This window comes from Akkermansia muciniphila (assembly GCF_900184965.1).
Taxonomy (GTDB): domain Bacteria; phylum Verrucomicrobiota; class Verrucomicrobiia; order Verrucomicrobiales; family Akkermansiaceae; genus Akkermansia; species Akkermansia muciniphila_A.
Genome location: NZ_FXYA01000162.1, coordinates 132,243 through 151,855, shown reverse-complemented (window position 1 = coordinate 151,855; position 19,613 = coordinate 132,243). Strand labels below are relative to the sequence as shown.

At 53.2% G+C, this 19,613-nt stretch carries 17 protein-coding genes; 5 read left to right on the top strand and 12 right to left on the bottom strand.

Annotated features, from left to right (window positions below):
* Positions 1-197: 197 nt before the first annotated feature.
* The gene (alr, locus tag CI070_RS05175; protein WP_094137102.1) at positions 198-1,301 is read left to right on the top strand and encodes an alanine racemase; all 1,104 of its coding nucleotides are present in this window, start codon (positions 198-200) and stop codon (positions 1,299-1,301) included.
* A 115-nt stretch (positions 1,302-1,416) separates the two neighbouring features.
* Here alr and CI070_RS05170 read toward each other — a convergent pair whose 3' ends face one another.
* The 6 genes from CI070_RS05170 to CI070_RS05145 all read right to left on the bottom strand — a co-directional run bounded on the left by CI070_RS05170 (position 1,417) and on the right by CI070_RS05145 (position 9,610).
* Positions 1,417-2,424, bottom strand: coding sequence for an ABC transporter ATP-binding protein (locus CI070_RS05170; protein ID WP_094137101.1), 1,008 nt, complete (start codon positions 2,422-2,424; stop codon positions 1,417-1,419).
* 18 nt (positions 2,425-2,442) lie between these two features.
* On the bottom strand, positions 2,443-3,420 hold the full coding sequence (locus CI070_RS05165) for an ABC transporter ATP-binding protein (protein ID WP_094137100.1): 978 nt from the start codon (positions 3,418-3,420) through the stop codon (positions 2,443-2,445).
* 3 nt (positions 3,421-3,423) lie between these two features.
* A complete protein-coding gene (locus CI070_RS05160) occupies positions 3,424-5,673 on the bottom strand; it encodes an extracellular solute-binding protein (protein WP_094137099.1) in 2,250 nt (749 codons plus the stop codon).
* Positions 5,674-5,697: 24 nt separating this feature from the next.
* Entirely contained in the window at positions 5,698-7,305 is a 1,608-nt protein-coding gene (locus tag CI070_RS05155; RefSeq protein WP_094137098.1) for an ABC transporter permease subunit, read from the bottom strand.
* 5 nt (positions 7,306-7,310) lie between these two features.
* Entirely contained in the window at positions 7,311-8,666 is a 1,356-nt protein-coding gene (locus tag CI070_RS05150; protein ID WP_256943697.1) for an ABC transporter permease, read from the bottom strand.
* Between the two features lie 206 nt (positions 8,667-8,872).
* The gene (locus CI070_RS05145; protein WP_094137133.1) at positions 8,873-9,610 is read right to left on the bottom strand and encodes a metallophosphoesterase family protein; all 738 of its coding nucleotides are present in this window, start codon (positions 9,608-9,610) and stop codon (positions 8,873-8,875) included.
* Between the two features lie 177 nt (positions 9,611-9,787).
* Between CI070_RS05145 and dcm the strand changes: the two genes are divergently transcribed.
* Genes dcm through CI070_RS05130 form a run of 3 tightly spaced genes read left to right on the top strand, consistent with a single transcriptional unit; the run spans position 9,788 to position 11,907 of the window.
* Positions 9,788-10,738: a DNA (cytosine-5-)-methyltransferase gene (gene dcm / locus CI070_RS05140; protein WP_094137096.1), complete on the top strand. Its 951-nt coding sequence runs from the start codon at positions 9,788-9,790 to the stop codon at positions 10,736-10,738.
* Positions 10,739-10,748: 10 nt separating this feature from the next.
* Complete coding sequence (locus CI070_RS05135) at positions 10,749-11,480, top strand: hypothetical protein (RefSeq protein ID WP_094137095.1); 732 nt, start codon at positions 10,749-10,751, stop codon at positions 11,478-11,480.
* 19 nt (positions 11,481-11,499) lie between these two features.
* The gene (locus tag CI070_RS05130; RefSeq protein WP_094137132.1) at positions 11,500-11,907 is read left to right on the top strand and encodes a very short patch repair endonuclease; all 408 of its coding nucleotides are present in this window, start codon (positions 11,500-11,502) and stop codon (positions 11,905-11,907) included.
* A gap of 5 nt (positions 11,908-11,912) precedes the next feature.
* Here CI070_RS05130 and CI070_RS05125 read toward each other — a convergent pair whose 3' ends face one another.
* The 6 genes from CI070_RS05125 to CI070_RS05100 all read right to left on the bottom strand — a co-directional run bounded on the left by CI070_RS05125 (position 11,913) and on the right by CI070_RS05100 (position 18,189).
* A complete protein-coding gene (locus CI070_RS05125) occupies positions 11,913-12,791 on the bottom strand; it encodes a hypothetical protein (protein ID WP_094137094.1) in 879 nt (292 codons plus the stop codon).
* Positions 12,792-12,810: 19 nt separating this feature from the next.
* Entirely contained in the window at positions 12,811-13,728 is a 918-nt protein-coding gene (locus CI070_RS05120; RefSeq protein WP_094137093.1) for a 2-dehydropantoate 2-reductase, read from the bottom strand.
* Between the two features lie 27 nt (positions 13,729-13,755).
* The gene (locus CI070_RS05115; RefSeq protein ID WP_094137131.1) at positions 13,756-15,378 is read right to left on the bottom strand and encodes a formate--tetrahydrofolate ligase; all 1,623 of its coding nucleotides are present in this window, start codon (positions 15,376-15,378) and stop codon (positions 13,756-13,758) included.
* Positions 15,379-15,566: 188 nt separating this feature from the next.
* Positions 15,567-16,166 (bottom strand): DUF1287 domain-containing protein, encoded by a 600-nt coding sequence (locus CI070_RS05110; protein ID WP_094137092.1) that lies wholly within the window; start codon positions 16,164-16,166, stop codon positions 15,567-15,569.
* 30 nt (positions 16,167-16,196) lie between these two features.
* Positions 16,197-17,453 (bottom strand): phosphoribosylamine--glycine ligase, encoded by a 1,257-nt coding sequence (gene purD, locus CI070_RS05105; RefSeq protein ID WP_094137130.1) that lies wholly within the window; start codon positions 17,451-17,453, stop codon positions 16,197-16,199.
* Between the two features lie 232 nt (positions 17,454-17,685).
* Entirely contained in the window at positions 17,686-18,189 is a 504-nt protein-coding gene (locus CI070_RS05100) for a single-stranded DNA-binding protein (RefSeq protein WP_094137091.1), read from the bottom strand.
* A 191-nt stretch (positions 18,190-18,380) separates the two neighbouring features.
* Between CI070_RS05100 and CI070_RS05095 the strand changes: the two genes are divergently transcribed.
* Positions 18,381-19,598, top strand: coding sequence for a hypothetical protein (locus CI070_RS05095; RefSeq protein ID WP_094137090.1), 1,218 nt, complete (start codon positions 18,381-18,383; stop codon positions 19,596-19,598).
* Positions 19,599-19,613 lie beyond the last annotated feature (15 nt).

Here is a 19,613-nt window from a genome sequence, read left to right as displayed (position 1 = left end):
GAGGGAATATATCGTTCGTGCCGGGGATTGGCAAGGAGTTTTTTGAAATCGGGTGAAAAAGGATTTCGCTTTTCCACCGTCAACAAGTTCCCGGAGGAATGACCGGCGTACTGTCTTCTTCGAGGAACGTTTGGAAAAGTGGAAAGGTGGCTTAATTCCGGCTTGTACAGCATCAACCGTCTTCCTACACTCCGGGCATGAGTTGCACAAGCCCTCCCAGAGCATGGGCCCAGATTGATACGAATGCGCTGAGACACAATTTGAATGTCGTCCGTCGCGTCATGCCGGATCACCGTCTGATGGCTATTGTTAAGGCGGAGGCTTATGGGCACGGTCTGGAAGGGGTGGTGAAGGCCCTGGATGGCGAAGATTGCGCTTTTTTTGGCGTTGCCACGGTGGCGGAGGCCTGCCGGGTGAGGGATGCCGGGGCAACAACATGCCCGTTTATTCTTGGCCCCTGTTTTGCGGGGGAGCGGGAGGAAATTGTGCAGAACGGCTGGCGCGCCGCTCTTTCCAGCCTGGAAGAGGCGGAGCATTTCAATTCCCTGGGCGCCCTTTACGGCAAAACCGTCCATGTTCATTTGGGCGTGGATACCGGCATGGGGCGCAGCGGTTTTTTACCGAGCGAATTGCACGGCCTGACGGATAAACTCAAACAGTTCAGTTATCTGGATCTGGAGGGCGTGTTTTCCCATTTATCCGCAGCTTCCGACGATATTTCCTTCACCCACGGGCAGATCAGCGGCTTTACGGAGGCCGTAAACGAACTTTCCCAAGGCCACCGGTACAGGTTCCGGCACCTGTGCAGCAGCGCCGCTGTGTTTAATTACAAGGTTCCCTGCGCCAACATGGTGAGGCTGGGCAGAATCCTGTACGGGTATTCCCCCATGCCGTCTCCCTATAATAAGGAGCTGCGGCCTACCATGACCCTGTACAGCCGCATTACTCTGATACGCACGCTGCCGGGAAATCACGGCGTTTCCTACAACCACTGTTATATAACGAAGGGGAGCACGAAGGTGGCCACTATCGGCATCGGCTATGCGGACGGCTATCTTCAATACCTGTCCAACCAGGGAGCGAGGGTGTATATCAATGGCCAGTACTGTCCTGTTTTGGGCCGTGTGACGATGGACCAGATCATGGTGGACGTTACCTATATGGACCATGTGGAGACCGGAGACCTGGTGGAAATCATGGGGCCAAATGTAAGCTGGGAGGAGTTGACGCGCCGCGCCAATACCATTCCCAGCAACGTACTGACCAGCATCAGCGCCCGCGTGCCCCGGATTTACGTGTAGGAGGATGCCGGGAGCATGGTGATTAAAAGCTGTCCGCCGTCCGGGAAAAAATCAGGGGATTTGTTTGCAGATATATTTTTCCCCGGCGGGCGCGGATGAACGTTTTACCGTACTTTTACCGCTGGCGGATCTTATTCCAGTCTTCCGGCTCCAGAGCGCAGGGATCCGGGGCTACCCAGTGGCCCGGTTCTATTTCCACAGGGGTAAGGTCCGCGCCCACCGTCTCCGGATAGGAGGGGTGCTGGATGCGGTGGCCGAAAGCAGAACCGAGCGGAGGATTGATGGGGGAGGGAACGTCTCCCGGCAGGGGCTGGTGCTTGTTGGCCCTGGCAGGGTCCGGTTCCGGAATTGCGTCCAGAAGAGCCTTGGTGTAAGCGTGTTTGGGGGATTGATAGATGGTTTCCGCATCTGACATTTCCACGATTTTACCCAGATACATGACCGCCACGCGGTCGGAGATGTGTTTGACGACCGCCAGATCATGGGCAATAAACAGGTAAGAGAGTTTGCGTTCCTCCTGAAGTTCCAGCAGCAGGTTGAGCACCTGGGACTGGACGGATACGTCAAGGGCAGAGACGGGTTCGTCCAGAATAATGAGGCTGGGATTCAACGTCAGGGCGCGGGCGATGCCGATACGCTGGCGTTGCCCGCCTGAGAATTCAAAGGGGAAGCGGTCAATAGCGCTGTCCGGCAACCCTACGCGGTCCAGCAGGCCGCGCACCCATTCCCGGCGCGCGGCGGGGGTGCCCATGCGGTGGATGACGAAGGGTTCCGCTACGATTTGACCGATGGATTGCCTCTGGTTGAGGGATTCCGCAGGATCTTGGAAGACCATCTGGATGTGCGGACGCAGAGGCCTCATTTTGCGCTGGGAGAGTCTGGCGATATTGTTGCCGTTGAACCGGATGGAGCCCCCGGTGGGTTTCAGCAGGCGGACAATGCTTTTGCCAATGGTTGATTTTCCGCAGCCGGATTCCCCCACCAGGCCCAGCGTTTCCCCCGGGTAAATATTGAAGGAAACGTCGTCCACAGCCTTGACCCATCCCGCTTGCCGCAGGAAAATTCCGGAGCGGACGGGAAAGTACATTTTCAAATTGTCTACTTGCAAGAGAGTTTCCGGCATGGCTGGGAGAAAAAGAAGTTAAAGGTTGGCGCAACGGGGGCAGGCTTCCACGAAGTGGTCCGGGGATATTTCCACGAGGGGAGGGCGTTCCGTGAGTTCTTCCGCGGGCACGCCCTGCCTTTGGCAGAAGCGGCATCCGGGAACGAAATCCGCAATAGAGGCCACCTGCCCGGGAATGGTGGGCAGTTTGGTTTTCCGCACGGAACTTAGCTGAGGGATGGAGGCCAGCAGTCCCTTGGTGTAAGCATGGCGAGGGTTGGCAAAAAGTTCCCGGACAGGGGCCTTTTCCACCACGCGGCCAGCGTACATGACGACTACGGAGTCACAGCTCTGTGCGATGACGCCCAAGTCATGTGTAATGAGGATGGAGGATGACCCCATTTCTGCCTGAAGATCCTTGAGCAGGGACAGGATTTGAGCCTGAACGGTGACATCCAGGGCCGTGGTCGGTTCATCCGCAATGATGAGTTCCGGATGGCAGGCCAGGGCAATGGCTATGACGACGCGCTGGCGCATGCCGCCGGAGAGCTGATGAGGAAATTCGTCCACACGCTGTTCCGGGGCAGGGATACGAACGCGCTGCAGGAGCTGGATGGCTGCATCCCGGGCTTCCCTGGTGTTCATTCCCCGGTGGAGCATCAGGGATTCCCCAATTTGCCTTCCGATGCTGTGTACGGGATTGAGCGCCGTCATTGGTTCCTGGAAAATGACGCCGATATGGCGGCCGCGGATGCCGTGCATGTCCGTCTCTTTTGCCTGAACCAGGTCGCGGCCCTTGAACAGAATTTGCCCGTCCAGAATTTTCCCCATGGGCTGGGGCAGCAGCCGGACGATGGACATGGCCGTAACGCTTTTGCCGCAGCCTGATTCCCCTACGATGCCTACGCAGGCGCCTTTGGGGACGGTGAAGCTGACGCCGTCCACCGCTTTCAACAGGCCGGATTCCGTTTCGAAGCCGGTGACCAGGTTCTTGATTTCCAACAGGGGGTCGCTCATGTGTTATTTTTCCGTGGCAGAAGGTTCCAGAGGGTCGCCGCTTTCCGGGATGACAGGCACAGACGGCAGCTTGCCGCCTCCATCCTTGTTATCCAGGCTTTCAATGGAGTCCATGTAGCGGTACTGGTCATACACGGTATCCACTTCCTCGAATGTTTTTCCTTCCCGCTTGGCTTCCATTGTTTCCTTTTTGATATCGTTATCCACCCAGTACAGATAACTTTCCATGGGATCAAATACGACGGGATGGCAGAATTGCGTAGTCGCGCTGTTCGGCCATTTGACCCAGCGCCAGTAGCCCAGTCTGATGAATTCCGTGGTCCAGCAGGGAACCCACAGGGCTTCGTCATCAATTTTCTGCTGCACTTTCCACGTAGCCTTTTGGAGTTCGTCTTCCGTGGCTGCGTTTGTTTCTGCGTCCAGCAGCTTGTCCATTTCTTTGTCCGCGTAAGCGCAGATGTTATTGGTATAGGTAATAAGGCCACCGCGCTCATCATAGGCGTACCGGGAGTGGAATCCCTGCTCGTTCATCGGATGGGGGGGAGTGAATCCCCATGCCATGAAGGAGGCCTGGGCGCGTTTTTCCATGATTTTGCGGAAAGCTACGGTGGAGTCCAGAGGATCAAGCTGGATTTCTAGGCCGCACTTGCGCGCGTCTTCCTTCAGCTTGCCCAGGGTGGAAGCCAGGGAAGGAGATGAATTGGGGAAGGTGATGGCTGCGGTGAGCCGGGTGCCGTCCGGCTTGCGGAGGATGCCGTCCGGGCAGGGAATGGTGTAGCCCGCCTTGGCGAAATAAGCGCGGGCCTGTTCCGGGGAATAGGGGCGCGCCTTGATATAAGGGTTGGTGAATTTGCCGAAACCTGAATTGTAGGAATTGAGCCGCTGGTAGTCTCCGCGGAAGGTAATGTCAATAATGTTCTGGATATTAAGCGCGTGCTGGAACCCCCGGCGAACATGGAGGTCATTGAAGGGGGCCTTGGAGGTATTCAGAAAGACTCCGTAAGGAGGGCGGGGGTAAATGGTGTAAAATGTGCTGCGGTTAATGTAGCCGTTGTGGACCTCCGGTATTTCCATGCGTTCGTGCCACAGTTCCGGTTTGGTGATGTTCAAAACGTCCAGTTCTCCGATGCGGAAGAGTTCGATGGCCTTGGATGGCTCCGCAATGAAATTATACACGATTTGATCCACATTATACATGTATTTCGTGAATTTTTTGTCCCTGGCCCACCAGTCCGGCACGCGCTGGAGCGTTACCTGGCGGCCGCGGATGATACCGTCCGGCTTGACAACGTAAGCACCCGTAGTGGGCGGTATGCGCCACTGGTAGCGTTCCACGTAGTTGGGGCCGAACTCGCAGTAAAAGTGCGGAGGGGAAGGAATGAACAGCGTGCAGTAGTACGGGAGCAGAGGTTTGGCGAAGGGGAGCGTGATGGAAAAGCGGCTGTCGTCGTAAATGGTGATGTTGGAAGCGTTCTGGTAGAAAAAGTTGTTATAGAACACATCCCGGCTGTATTCCGAAGTGCGGATGTACATGTTCACCAGGAGGTCGATGGCCTTTACCTTGGCTCCGTCCGTATAGCGGGCATCCGGATCCAGTTCAAAGTAAACAGTGCGCCTGTCTGGGGATTCCGCCCATTTATGAGCGATTCCCGGAATGATTTTTCCCGTAACCGGATGGATGGAAACGAGGCCGATGATGATTTCATCATACAGGGGGCCGCGGAAGCCGCTGTTGCTGTTCGGGCCGTTGGGCCGGAATGTGTCCGGATAGGAGCCGGGGGCCCACTGGCGCAGCACGCCTCCTTTTTTGGCATTCGGATCTCCTATCTCCGGATTGTCCAGTCCATCCTCCCATTTCAGGTCTTGGGGAATGTCTGCCGGGGTTTTGAATTTAATGTAGTCGCCTTCCGTCTGCCTGCGGTGAATGACGGACAGGGCTGCTTCATCCGCAATAAGTTTGCTTTGCAGTTTTTCCCTGACTTTAGAATCTTCCTCCTTGAAAAATTTGTCCCGGAGTTCCCGTATTTCCTTTTGCTTGGCGGCTTCCTCACGGGCCAGGCGGTCATTGATCTGTTTGTTCCATCGTTCCGGGAAGGAATCAAATCCCGGAGGGAGCGTGCCGAAAGGCACGTTTGGCTGCCAGCCTGCCCCCTGGGATTGGGAGGAATCCTTGCAACCGGCTCCGGCTGTCAGCAAAAGAGACAGCATCACGGAAGAAAGGATGGAGCGGAAGATGGTGGACAGCTTGAGCATAGGGAATGGCAAAACAGGAGTCTTTTATTTATAAGTAGTGAATTTTTTGGGGTCAAAGGCTTCACGGACAGCCTCTCCGATAAAGGTGACGAGCAGGAGGGTAATCACCAGGGCGGAAAAGGCGGAGGTGACCACCCAGCTGGCGGAAAGATCCGCCAGTCCGTCATTGAGCAGGCGGCCCCAGCTGGCGTATGTGTCAGGAAGGCCGAAGCCCAGATAATCCAGGGAAGCCAGAGCCAGAATGAGGGCGGAAACGCTGAACGGAACCAGAGTGACCAGAATGGCGACCAGGTTGGGCAGGATATGGACGAAAAGAATACGGCTGGTGGAAGCCCCAAGCACGCGGGCCGCCGCTACGTAGTCGCGCGCTTTTTCCTTCATGGTGGAGGTTCTGAGCTGGTAGGTCATGGACATCCACCCGAACATGATGAGAAGGCTGATGATCAGGAACATGCCTTTCATGTGAAGGGGAACCATATCTGAAATAATCATGATGATGAAAAGGAAGGGAACCTGGGAAAAGATTTCTATGAGGCGTTGCATGCCGAGGTCAAACATGCCGCCGAAGTATCCCATCATCATTCCGAAAGTGATGCCGATAAAATATACGATAGGAAGGTAGAATAGGGCGGCTTTCATATTTACCTGGAGGCCGCCGTACAGATAGGCCAGGATGTCCGCCCCCTGGGTATTGGTGCCAAGCAGGTGGCCCCCCTTGAGGGGCGGGGAGGGGTGGTAGAAGATACGGCTGATTTTATGTTCATCCGTCTGTTTCAGGAATTCTTCCTTGGTGCCGGGGCCGCTGTAATGTTCCGCCACAATTTGGTTGTTTTCATACGTGGCGCTGTACACCTCCGTTCTGTCTTCCAGCCATCCGGTGGCCCGGTCCACTTTCTTTCCTTTGCGGAATTTGTAGCTGATGTGGGGTAGGGCTTCTTCATCCTTATGCAAGCGGGAGGCCAAACCGGAATACGGCTTGCCGCCGGGCTCGCAGACGAGGCCGTCTTCATTCACCATCAAAGCTTCCGAACCGGGGTTGGTGGAATCTCCCGTGGGATCGTACGGAACCAGGGGCATGATGACAAGGGAGGGTTTTCCCGGCTGGCCTGCCTGTTTTTTCAGTTCGCGGTAGTTGGCTTCCGCATCCGCAAAATCTCCGGTTTGGCCAAATGTAGAACCCTTGTATACTTTGCGCATAATGGCCGGAAAGTACCAGGAGCCGTCCTGAACGACAAGGAGGGCCCGCTTGCCCACCAGGCACTGGTCCATACAGGCCAGCAGCGTTAATACAAGCAAAATGATGAGGGATACGTAGCCGCGGGAGATGCTTTTAAAACGCTGGATGCGGCGCCTGGTGATCGGCGTTGGATGGAACCTCCGGGGGCCTTTCAGCATGAGCCAAAAACCGAGGCCTCCCATGACCAGCACGCAAACCCAGCCGAACCACAGGAATTTCCCCTGAGGCGTCAGAAGGCCGCTGTTGTTTTGGTCCGTACAGACGATGTTGAGCATGCTCATTTCCCGCGAGACGGTGAAGGGCCAGCTTAACGTGGGCAGGAGCAGCCCGCACAGCTCTCCCGCGGCAGTAAGCACCGCCAGGATGACCAAAAGGTATGCCAGTTTTCTAACCATGTGTATTATTCAAATTTGATGCGCGGGTCTACCGCGGCCACGATGATATCGGAGAGAAGGTTGCCCAGCACCATCAGGAAGGAGGTAAGCAGCAGCGTACCCATGATCAGGGCGTAATCCTTGTCCATCAGAGCCTGGTAACTCAGCATCCCGAATCCCTGGATATCGAAAACCTTTTCCACCAGCATGGAGCCGGCCACAATCAGACTGATAAGGCTGCCCAGAGTGGAAGCAATGGGTATAAAGGAGTTGCGGAAGGCATGCTTGATGACGGCCCCTCTGAAACTCACGCCCTTGGCCATGGCCGTCCTGATGTAGTCCGCGGAAAGGTTATCCATCAGGTTGTTTTTCATCATCATGGTGGTGATGGCAAAGGAGCTGACTACATAGCAAATCAGGGGAAGCACCGTATGGTGCAGCAGGTCTCCGGCCTGTTGCCAGAACCCCATGTCCGCAAAGTCCGGAGACGTTAGCCCGCAGAGCGGAAACCATTCCAGCCGAGCGCCCAGATATACCACCAGTACGGCGCCCAAAGCAAATCCAGGCACGGAGTATCCCAGGAAAATCAGGACGGAAGAGATGTTGTCCACCATGCTTTTATGGCGGATGGCCTTTACTACCCCAAGGGGAATGCAGACGGAATAGGTAATAATGGCGCTCAGGATGCCGAAGTACAGGGAAACGGGAATGCGTTCCTTGATCATGTCCCATACGGGTTCATTGTACTTAAACGAATTGCCCATAGTGCCCTGGAGCAGCCCGTCAAAACTGGTCTTGTACATAACGGCCCGCCACGCATAGCCCCGGGCCTTGTCGCGGACGGCCTCCGTATTATCCGTCTGCCTCATGCGGCGCGCCCAGCGTTCGGCGCGGTCCATGGGGGATTCTATATCCACGGTCCAGCCTTCTGAAGAGGCTTTCCGGGACGGCGTGCCGGAAAAGAAAGCATCTTTCACGCTGCCGGAATCCTTGTCCTGGCGAACGACGACGACTTGTTCTCCTGTTTCATTCAGGTTGATCCGTGTATGCGTATCGGAAATACCGGAATATTCATCCTCCTTGTCTTCCTCTCCCGCTCCGCCGATTTCCCCAAATTCCTCACGGGAAATGAAAATCTTTTTGGGCAGGACGCCCAGCCATTGCAGATAAGCCGTGATGATAGGCTCCTGCAGGCTGTACTGTTCTTCCAGCCGCTCCATATCCGCTTCACTCAGGTTATTGTCGCCGCGCTGGGAGCCGGCTTTCTGTCCGGACAGGGCGCTCATGCTTTGCTGCTGCATCATCTGCTCAATGGGACCTCCCGGAACAAAACGGGTTATGCAAAAGACGAGAAACGTAACCCCCAGAAGCGTCAAGGGCATGAGAAGGAGTCGTCTGATGATATAGGTCTTCATTCGTCGCGCTGAACTCTACCGGTTTGTGGAAGGTGAGGCAAGTAGCAATACAAATTTGTGAGCCTTTGCTAACATGAAGCATGGCCCTGTTCTTCTTAAGATGAAAGGGAAACAATAAAATACGGTAAATTCCCATTCATCTTCCTGAATGGCCTTTCGAGAGGCGGGGAATATTACATTCCTTCTCCCAGCCGGCGCGCCAGCATGTCCGGAAGGCCGGCAGCCAGAATGCGTCTTTGGGCCTCCTCTACATCGTATTCCACGCGGCGCTGGTAGTACACCATGCTGTCTTCGTCAAAAACGCCGTAGGCGGCGCGGGGATCGCCGTCTCTGGGCTGGCCCACGGAACCCACATTAATCAGATATTTGTTAGTTTTAAGAAGCTGAATATCCCCGGATTCATATTCATGGATGCTTCCTTCATGGCGGATAAATGTGCGGGGAACGTGCGTGTGTCCGTTAAAGCACAGGAATTGATTGTCACGCAGCATATTGACGCTGTGGGTGGCCGTATCTACATTCGTGACATAAGCCCAGGAGTTGGGTTTGTCCTGTGTGGCGTGCACCAGAACGATTTCATTAGGGAGAATGCGCTGGAAAGGAGCGCGGCGAAGCCACTTTTTCTGTTCTTCGGAAAGTTGCTGCCGCGTCCACATCAGGGCATTGTACGCCACAGGGTTCATTCCCGCCGGATTGTTTTCTCTAATGGCTTCCTCATCATGATTGCCGCGCACGGTGGGAATCTGGAGGCTGCGGATGAATTCAAGGCATTCGGACGGATTAGCGTTATAGCCCACAACATCTCCCAGGCAGTAAACGGCGTTGCACTGAAGTTGTTCTATATCTTTCATTACTGCTTCCAGAGCGGGCAGATTGGCATGGATGTCACTAATCAGGGCTATTCTACTCATGGTATTGCAAGCAAGGAGCATAGCACTTTGGGCAGGTTTTGCCAAGCCGTGATATGGTCCACAATGGATTAAAGTTTCTAATTTCGGTCTATAGACTTGCTGGAAATGAAGAAATGTGATAAATAGTAATTACGCAATGCTTTATTTGCATAAAATTAGAAGAAGGTGTGAAAAATAATGGAAAATTTGACATTCATTGATCTTTTTGCAGGCATTGGAGGAATTAGACTGCCTTTTGACGAACTTGGATACGAAAATGTTTTTTCTTCTGAATTTAATGAAGCCGCATGTGATACATATGAAGCTAATTTTGGGCAACGACCGAGTGGAGATATAACCAAAATTAAATCGGAAGATATTCCTCCTCACGATTTATTGTTAGCAGGTTTTCCTTGTCAGGCATTTTCAATTATGGGTTTAAAAAAAGGGTTTGAAGATACCCGGGGGACATTATTTTTTGAAGTGGAGCGTATTCTTCGATATCATAAACCCAAAATAATTTTATTAGAAAATGTAAAACAACTTGTAACTCATGACAAAGGAAGAACTTTTAATGTGATTATTAATAGGCTTACGAGCATTGGTTATCATTTAAAATGGAAGGTTCTCAATGCGCTTGATTTTGGATTGCCCCAGAAAAGGGAACGTATTATTATAGTAGGTTTTTTAGATAAACTATCATATCATTATTTTGATTTTAGTTTTAATAAAGTTAAATATGATTTAAATTCTGTTTTAGAGTCTGATGAAAATGTGGATTCTTCTTTATTCGCTTCTGATCGAATACAAAAGAAGCGAAAAGAGAAGGTGAAAGATAAAATAATTTTTTATCCTTCTATCTGGCATGAAAATAAATCAGGGAATGTTTCTATTTTGGATTATGCGTGTGCATTGAGAACAGGTGCTTCTTATAATTATCTTTTGGTAAATGGATATAGACGTCCTTCTTCTAGAGAGTTGTTCAGATTTCAAGGATTTCCGGATAGTTTTAAAATAGTTGTTTCTCATCAAGAGGTGAGAAAACAAACTGGCAATAGCGTGCCTGTTCCTCTTATCCGCGCTGTAGCCCGTAAAATTCATGAAGCTCTTCTATTTTCGGAAAAGACGCGTTTCACTAAATTAAGCTAATTGAATAATTATGGAAATTCCTAGATTGAGAGATTCTGGACGTCGAAAAAGCAGAGAACCATTTAGATTAAATGAAATACCTGATGACGTTATAATAAATATAGGTTCTCATTTAGTTTATTTGATTTATACAGGACGAAAAGATATTTCTGGTGACGATTGGGGAGATACTTTGGCATTAGCCATTGGAGGAAAGCATCTTGCAAGTCCTCTTGGAATAGCTGATGTTGAGTTGGAAAAGTTAGCATGGTCTGCTAAAACGGTTAAATGTAAAAATCCTTTTGAAATATCATCTGTACGTCTCATTTCAGGACGTTGTTCTCCTGATTATTCCTATGGAATAGTCAATCCTCACGAAGATGTACAAAAAACGGGTACTGCGGTGTTGAATATTTGGAACGAACGCATTAATATAGCTCAAGACAATTATGCTTCCGTTCGTACTTCTGTTTTAATCCGAAGTTATGATTTGTGTTCTTATATCCTTTTTGAGGAAGAAAATCATCGATACTGTACAACTGATTACGAATGGAAAGTCAACAATAATGGTAATTTAGTTGGATATTTAGCAAATACAGAAAGACAAATATTTACTTGGCAGCCTCATGGTTCACAGTTTACAATTCATACACAAATACCTAAGTCGGCCCGACGCTTTAAAATTAAGAAACCTTTTGCGCTTAACGAAAAAGAAGTTCTGAAACTGCTTAAATTTGATCCTTCATGGATTTCTTTTTGCTGACTTATTTTTATTTATTGTTATGGATAAAGTAAGTCCAGAAATCCGTAGCCGCACCATGGCTTCAGTAAAAAGCTGTAATACAAAACCAGAGGTGATGGTGAGAAAATTATTACACTCTCTCGGCTATCGGTTTCGTTTACAACGGAAAGATTTGCCAGGAAGACCAGATATTGTGCTTCCAAAATATAAAATTGCTATTTTTGTTAATGGTTGTTTTTGGCACAGACATAAGGGATGTAAGAGGGCCACTATGCCTACTTCTCATTTAGAATACTGGAAAGCGAAATTTGCACGAAATATTACACGAGATAAAGAAAATTATCATAAGCTAGAGGAATTAGGATGGCATGTTCTCATTATTTGGGAATGTGAACTTAAATCCATTCTTAAAAATCGTATAATTCCAGATTTACCGAAGAAAGAATGATATATTTATTTTTTAGAGCTTTTCTTCTTTAGAGTCTCTAAAGATTCTCTCAGCCCGTCTACCGGATACTTCAGGGAATTGGCCAGATGGCTGGTCATCAGGTCACGGGCGATCTCATCCGTAGGAAACAGTTCCCGGAAGGGAATGCGCTCCTTTTCCGGTATGTTCAGCCTGTTTTCCAGAACAAAAATATTACTCACCAGGCTGGGGGTCCTGTTGCGGGGATCCTTGAATAACTCCCGGCCCAGTTTCAGAGCTTCTCTGGATTTGGAAGGAACACGGACGAGCGCATAAAATTCTTTGCGGGCTGTAAGGGGAGGCGCTCCCAAATCCCGTGCCTTGCGGTAGGCTTCCGCCGCCTTTTCAAAGTCCGGCTGCCGGTAGGTATCGCTGTACATGTTGCCCAGCAGGGATTGAAGGTACCAGCTGTCAGGATTGGCGTTGATGCCTTTTTCCAGGAAGCGGCGCCCCTTTTGAATGTATTTGCGGAAGCCTTCCCGGCGTTCCATGGGAGAAAGACGTTTATTGTCCAGATAACTGGAGGAAGCGTTATTGCCCAAATGCCACGATCCGTTGTCCCAGTAGAAATCGGAGTGAGGAGCGAGAGCGGTAACCTGGTTGTAGCGGCGTTCCAGGTTGGCCCAGTCGGAAATCAGGAAACAGTCGAAAGCTTCCATGCTCAGCACGGCCGCCACCAGGGAGCGGAGCCCTCCCAGGGAGACCATGGCAAGTTGTTGTTCCAGATAATCGGAAGAGGAAAGCTCTGCCGGATTATCCAGCAGCCCCGCCGCCTTTTCCTGTTCCAGAATATGATTCTGCAAAGGCAGGCGGATCATGCCGAAGCCCAGCAGGGCAATGATGAAAATGACGATGGTCTTCAGCATGATTCGCAATTGGTTCGGGTTAATTCATGTTCAGGCGCTTGCGGATGGCCTTGTTCAGAAGTTCCCATTCCGGCACGGAGGCTCCGGCTTGCCGGGCCTTGGAGAGAGGGTCTCCCCAGATAGCCGTGTATTCGACGGGGCGGCCTTCGTTGTAGTCCACGGCGCTGGACGGAATGAAAGCCCCCATGGTTTCCGTACGGGAAAGGTGGAATTCAACCAAATCTTCCGGCAGGGCATAGCCGCGGGCTTTGGCTGCCTGCACCACTTCCTCCATGATGCGGCGCGCCCGCATGACGTTTTCCGGGTTTTGGTAAAGTTCCGCAATGCTGATGCCTCCCAGAGCCAGGCAAAGTCCATTAAACGGGATGTTCCAGACGAGTTTGTACCACTGGATTTGCTCTGCGGCGTCAAAGGCGCGCGTTTTGATGCCGGCATTGGCAAACAGCTCGGAAAGTTCCCTGGCTTTTTCAGTTCCTTCCGGAGTGGGGATGAAGGGGGCGAACTGGATGTTGCCCCCTTCCAGATGGTTGACATGGCCCGGTTTTTCCCGCATGGCGCAGATGAAGCACAGACCCACATAGATACGGTCCGCCGGGATGATGCGGGCAATTTCCTCCGCATTCCCCATGCCGTTCTGGAGTGTAACAACAGTCGTATCCGCTCCCATCAACGGGGGAAGGGCTCTGGAAAATCCGGCGTTTGCCGTGCTTTTCCATGCAACTACAACGAGGTCTACCGGACCGACTTCCTCCGTGTCCCGGTAAACGTTGATGCGGGGCAGAGAGATGTCCCCATGCAGGCTTTTCACCTGAAGGCCGTGTTCTTTCAGATAGCCGTATTCCGAACGTACGATGAAGAATACGTCCTGGCCAGATTCCTGGAGCCTGGCTCCGTAATAGCAGCCCAGGGCTCCGGCTCCCAGAATGGCGATTTTCATGGCGTGCGGCGCGTTTGGCGATATTTTTCAGAGCCCCTGGACGTTGCCCTTGTCGTCCAGATAGATGTGCATGGCGTTCGGTGAGACGGGAAGGGCGGGCATGCGCATGATTTCCCCGCAGAGGGCCACCAGGAAGCCGGCTCCGTTGGCGATTTCAAAGTCGCGCACGGTGATGGTGAAGCCGGTGGGACGTCCTCGTAGGCGTCCGTTGTCGGAAAGCGAGTTCTGGGTTTTTGCCATGCAGACGGGAAGGTCCGTCAGGCGGCTGGCTTCAAACTGGGCCAGTTTCTTTTTGGCGGCGGCCGTCAATTCCACACCGTCCGCCCCGTAAATGTTGCGGGCAATGATGTTGAGTTTTTCTTCCACCGGCAGGGCGGATTCATAGAGGGGCTTGAAGGGAGCGGAGTGTTTGTCCGCAGCTTCCACTACCATTTGGGCCAGGTCTTTTCCTCCTTCTCCTCCCTGGGAGAAGATGTCCGCAATGGCGCAGGGAATACCGCGTTCCGCACAGTGTTTCACGATGGCGTCCAGTTCTTCCCGGGAGTCGTCAAAGAATTTGTTGACGGCAACCACGACGGGGCGTTTGTAGTGGGCGGCAGCGTCCAGATGCGCATCCAGGTTGGCAAGGCCTTTTTTCAACGCGTCCACGTCCGTGTTTTTCAGATCCGCCAGGGCAGTGCCCCCGTGCATCTTCAGCGCGCGCGCCGTAGCTACGATGACAATGGCCGCCGGATCCAGTCCGGACTGGCGGCATTTGATATCCAGGAATTTCTCTGCACCCAGGTCAAACGCGAATCCGGCTTCCGTGACGGCATAGTCCCCAAAATGCAGGGCCATCCTGGTGGCCAGCACGGAGTTGCAGCCGTGGGCAATGTTGGCAAACGGGCCGCCGTGCAGGAAACAGGGCACTCCTTCCACGGATTGAACCAGATTGGGCATCAGGGCGTCTTTCAGCAGGGCCATGACGGAACCGGTAATGCCCAGTTCCCTTGCGAACACGGGTTTGTCATCCGTGGTGAATCCGATCACGATGCGGTTGATGCGTTCCTCCATGTCCTTGTAGGAAGTGGCAAGGCACAGGCACGCCATGATTTCCGAAGCCGGGGTGATATCGAAGCCTGTTTCCCGGGGGAACCCCTGTTTGTTGAGCCCCACGATGATGGAACGCAGGGAACGGTCGTTCATGTCCATGACCCGCTTCCATATGACTTTGCGTTCGTCAATGTTCAGCGTGTGGAAGAACATGGCGTTGTCAATGATGGCGCTGATGAGGTTGTGGGCGGATGTGATGGCGTGGAAGTCCCCTGTGAAATGCATGTTGATTTCCTCTGCCGGCGTCAGGGAGCTTTTGCCGCCTCCGGTAGCTCCGCCCTTGCGGCCGAACACCGGCCCCATGGAAGGTTGCCGGAGCGCCAGGCAGACTTTTTTGCCGATGGCCTGCAATCCCTGCGCCAAGCCGATGGAAACGGTGGTTTTGCCTTCTCCGGAGGGTGTGGGAGTGATGGCGGATACCAGGATGAGTTTGCCGGGGGCTGCCGGCCTGTCCAATACGTCCAGAGAAATTTTGGCCTTGTTGCGGCCGAAGGGGATGACGTCTTTTTCATCGACGCCCAGCTTGTTGATACAGTCGGAGAATGCAGGTGTAGCCATGCGCACATGATGACGGAAGCCCCCTCTTTTGGCAAGAAGGTTCATGGGCATTCCGGGCCGGATGAATCAATGAGGCGGCAAGAACCGTCTTCTGCCTGTTCCGCGGCTTTCCTTGGATGACCCGCGCAACTCCGGGAAAATATCCTGAAATGCCCGTGATGGCAGGTTGTGCTAAGACGGGGTAAGAATCAGGGGGGCGCTTTCTGTTTCCCTTCAGCCAGCACGGGACGGTAATGGCCCGTGATGGTGTGGGAGAACAGAAAGTCTTCTTCCTGCGTTCCGGAGCCGACATTATGAATGATCAGCGGCGTTCCTTCCTTCGTTTTCCGGTCGGAAACGATGCCAATGTGGGGAATACTATCGGACAGGTTCCATGTAACCAGGTCACCGGGCTTGTAGTCCGCCGCGTTTTCCGTAATGGGAACGGCCCAGCCTTTTCTGGCAAAGAAGGCACGAAGATTAGGGACCCGGCGGTGGTCAATGCTGCGGTCCGTCGTTTTCAACCCCCATATTTTAGGGTATTTGGAAAAGTGGGCCTTCATGTCCTCATGCACGGCTTTTTGAAGGTCCAGGCCGAAAGCCCTCATGGCGCGGATGACTACATCCGTGCATACTCCCGTTTCGAGGGGAACATCCCCGTTGGGGTAGGGGATGGATTGATAGTCTCCATTGTAGGAAACCGTTACTCCTACCTGTTCACGCGCCTTGGCGGCCAACGCGGCGTTGTCCGCCATCAGGCATGCGGAGCAGGAAAGAAACAGGAAGGAGAGAAGGGCTGCCGGTTTCATGGGGCAGGCGGGGAGGGAAGAGATAGAAAATCAGACGAAGCTGGCAAAGCCGATGTCCGGTCGGCGCTGCATGCCGTCAAATTGAATCTTTTTAATTTCGTTGTGGGCGCGCTGGCGCGCTTCGGAGAGAGTGTCCCCCTGTGCCACGACGGCCAGGACGCGGCCTCCGTTGGTTTCATAACAGTTTTTGTCCGCATTCCATTTGGTGCCGGCGTGGTAAACGGAAGCATTTGAAATGTCGTCCAGTCCCTGAATAGCGTCGCCGGAATGGGAGGTCTCCGGATATCCTTTGGAGGCCAGCACGCAACAGACGCTCCAGCCGTTTTGGAAGGAAATTTCTTCCGGCGTAAATTCTCCCTTGGCCCCATGCAGGCAGAAGGAGGCCAAGTCTCCGGAGAGCAGGGGCATGACAGCCTGGCATTCCGGATCGCCGAAGCGGCAGTTGTATTCAATGACTTTGGGGCCGTTTGGGGTCAGCATCAGGCCGAAGTACAGGAACCCCCGGTAGGGCAGTCCGTCTTTTTTCAGCCCGGCTACCGTCGGGGCCACGATTTCCTTTTCAATGCGTTCCAGCATTTCCGGCTCCACCAGCCGGCGGGAGGCCACCGCTCCCATGCCGCCTGTGTTGGGGCCTGCATCGCCTTCCTTGAGGCGCTTGTAATCCCGTGCCGGGCAGAGAATAAGGTAATGGTCGTCCACCAGAGCGCCGAAGATGGAGACTTCCGGCCCGGTAAGGAATTCTTCCACCAGCAGCCGCCCTTCACCAAAGCGCCTGTCCGTAAATACTTCTTTCAGGAAAGAGTCGGCTTCCTCCTTGCTCATGCAGACGGCTACGCCCTTTCCGGCGGCCAGGCCGTCAAATTTCAGCACGGTAGGATAGGTGTTTCCGATGAATTGCCGGGCTTCCTCCAATGTGGCCGCTACGCGGGCCTGCCCGGTAGGGATGTTGTGGCGGAGCAGAAAGTCCTTGGCAAATTCTTTGCTGGCTTCCAGCTGGGCGCTTTCTTTTACCGGTCCCCAGCAGGGGATGCCCGCACGGGTGCAGGCATTGGCCAGGCCTTCATCCTTGACCAGATAGCTTTCCTCCCCGGCAACGCAGAGATCCATTTTATTGGAAACCATCCAGTCGATTAGCGAGGGGAGATCCCTGGCCGGGATGGGGGTAGCCAGACGGTTGATGGCGTCACTTCCCGGGAAACAGAACATTTCCGGTGCGGAGGGAGATTCCTTGAGCGCCTTGACCAGTGCATGTTCTCGTCCACCTTTTCCAATAACGGCTATTTTCATACGCCGCCAGTATGCCGGGACGGACTGATTTTGCCAAGCTGAAATGAACGGTGAGGCTTTTCCTTTTGTCCGGTTGTTCCCGTGCTTTTTCTCCATTGCCGGGAATGAGGCTGTATCCCTTTTTCCCTTCACAGCACGGCGTTGCCGTTTGTTCATGGGGAAGGTGATGATAAAAAAGACCGCCTGACCCGGAGGAAAGGCGGCCTGTAAAAAGAAAAGGAGGTATTTGCGTTTAGAACGGGATTTCGTCGTCCATGTCTCCAAAGTCGTTGGACGGTTGATTGGAGGAGGGCATGGGGGGCGGGTTGTAGTTCTGGGCCGGGCGGGATTGTCCGTAGTTATTGGAACGGGGAGCATTCTGGTACTGCTGGCGCGGAGCGCCGCCCATATCGCCGCTTTCACCGCCGCGGGGGAAGAGCTGGATGTTTTCTCCAATCACGCGCAGCTTGGTACGTTTCTGCCCGGAGGCCTTGTCTTCCCAGGAATCCAGTTGCAGGCGTCCTTCCACAAAGACTCCGCGGCCCTTGCTGAGATAGTTGCCGGCGACTTCCGCCTGGCGGTTCCAAAGGGTAACATCCACGAAAGTGGTTTCTTCCTGGCGTTCGCTGTTGTCGCCTGCGTAGTAACGGTTGATGGCAAGGCGAATGTCCGTAACGGCGGTTCCTTTGGGAGTGTAGCGCAGTTCGGGATCAGCGGTAAGGTTGCCCATTAAGAAGACTTTGTTGAGATTGGCCATATAAGATGGGTGTTAACGAGGTGTATGGTATATAAGATAAGGGCCTTGCCGTTTATGGCAAGGCATGTGTTTGGTCGCTAGCAAGTATGGGCCTGCACATGGTTTTGTGCAATACTAAATTACGGAATCGTCCTTCATCATGTCTCCTTTCTACATTGCATTCGTCATGGAACCGTGAAAACTTTACCTCCATGAGTTTCAGGCAACGGCGGCGAAACGGACTGTTCCGGGTTTCCTGGAGCACATGCCTGTTGCTGTCTGTGCTGGCGCACCTGTTTTTGCTGGCGGGGAGCTGTCTGGTTCCTGAAGAATGGCTGGCTTCCCCACTTCCGGCTGAAGCGGAGCGGAGGAAAGTGGCTGTAAGCGCGCGCATGGTAAAGAAAGTGGAACCTCAACAGGAGGGCCGGAAACAAGAGCCCGCGGAATATCTGCCTGCTGTCGTGAAGACCAATGAGGAGCAGGAAAGCGCCACCAGGCCGGAAGCTCCCAAATTCCAAAGCGACAGAAACACGCGGGCGGAAGGAGGCCGGAAGGATCCGGACGGCGACAGGGACATGCCCTCCCAGGATGGCGTGGAACGGGAAAACGGAGAGATTGTCCTTTTTAACCAGGAAAGGCAGGATGGGGATTTAAGCCATGAACGGGACGGCAACAAAAATGCCTCCCCCGGAGCTTCCTCCAATGTTCCCTACCAGCCTCTGGAACCGTCCATGCCGTCTGCCGGGCATCCCGATTCCCTGGCCCGTTCTACCGTCAAAAAGGGTATTCCAGGCAAATCGGAAGAGGAAAAAACGGCCCAGCAAAACGTCCGTCATACACAGGAGGGGGCCATACAGCTTCCCCATGCGGTAGTGTTGCCCAGACCCGGAGATTCGGAGAAGCCGGACCCGCTTGAGGAACTGGCCAGGAGCATCGCGAAAGGAGCGGACAATCCTCCCCTGAATCTTCCTGATCTGGGTTTGGTGCCCAATACGAAACCGGTTCAGAAACAGCCCCTGTATGATCCCATGTTTAATGCGGAAAGCCAGCCCGGCTTCAAGACTCATGAGAGGAAGACCAGGCAGACCGGCAAATTCAGCTTTGGCCGCCGTCCGACATTGGATGTGGAAGCTACGCCTATGGGAACGTACCAGGCGATCATTTACCGGGCCATCGGGGAACAGTGGTACCGTCAGTGCGATTTGAACCGCGACCTGATTGTTACCGGAACCGTGCGCATCCGCATCCTGATTAACAAGAATGGCAAGGTTTCCTCCATGAGGCAGACTTCCCGCGTGGGAGCCAGCGAGGTGCAGAAGTCTTTTACCTTTCTTGCCATCAAACTCGCCAGGCTTCCTGCGATGCCTCCGGAGGTCAGGAATATGGTTGTGGGGGATTCTTTGGAAATGTATTTCGATTTCAATTTTTAACAACCTACCATTCTA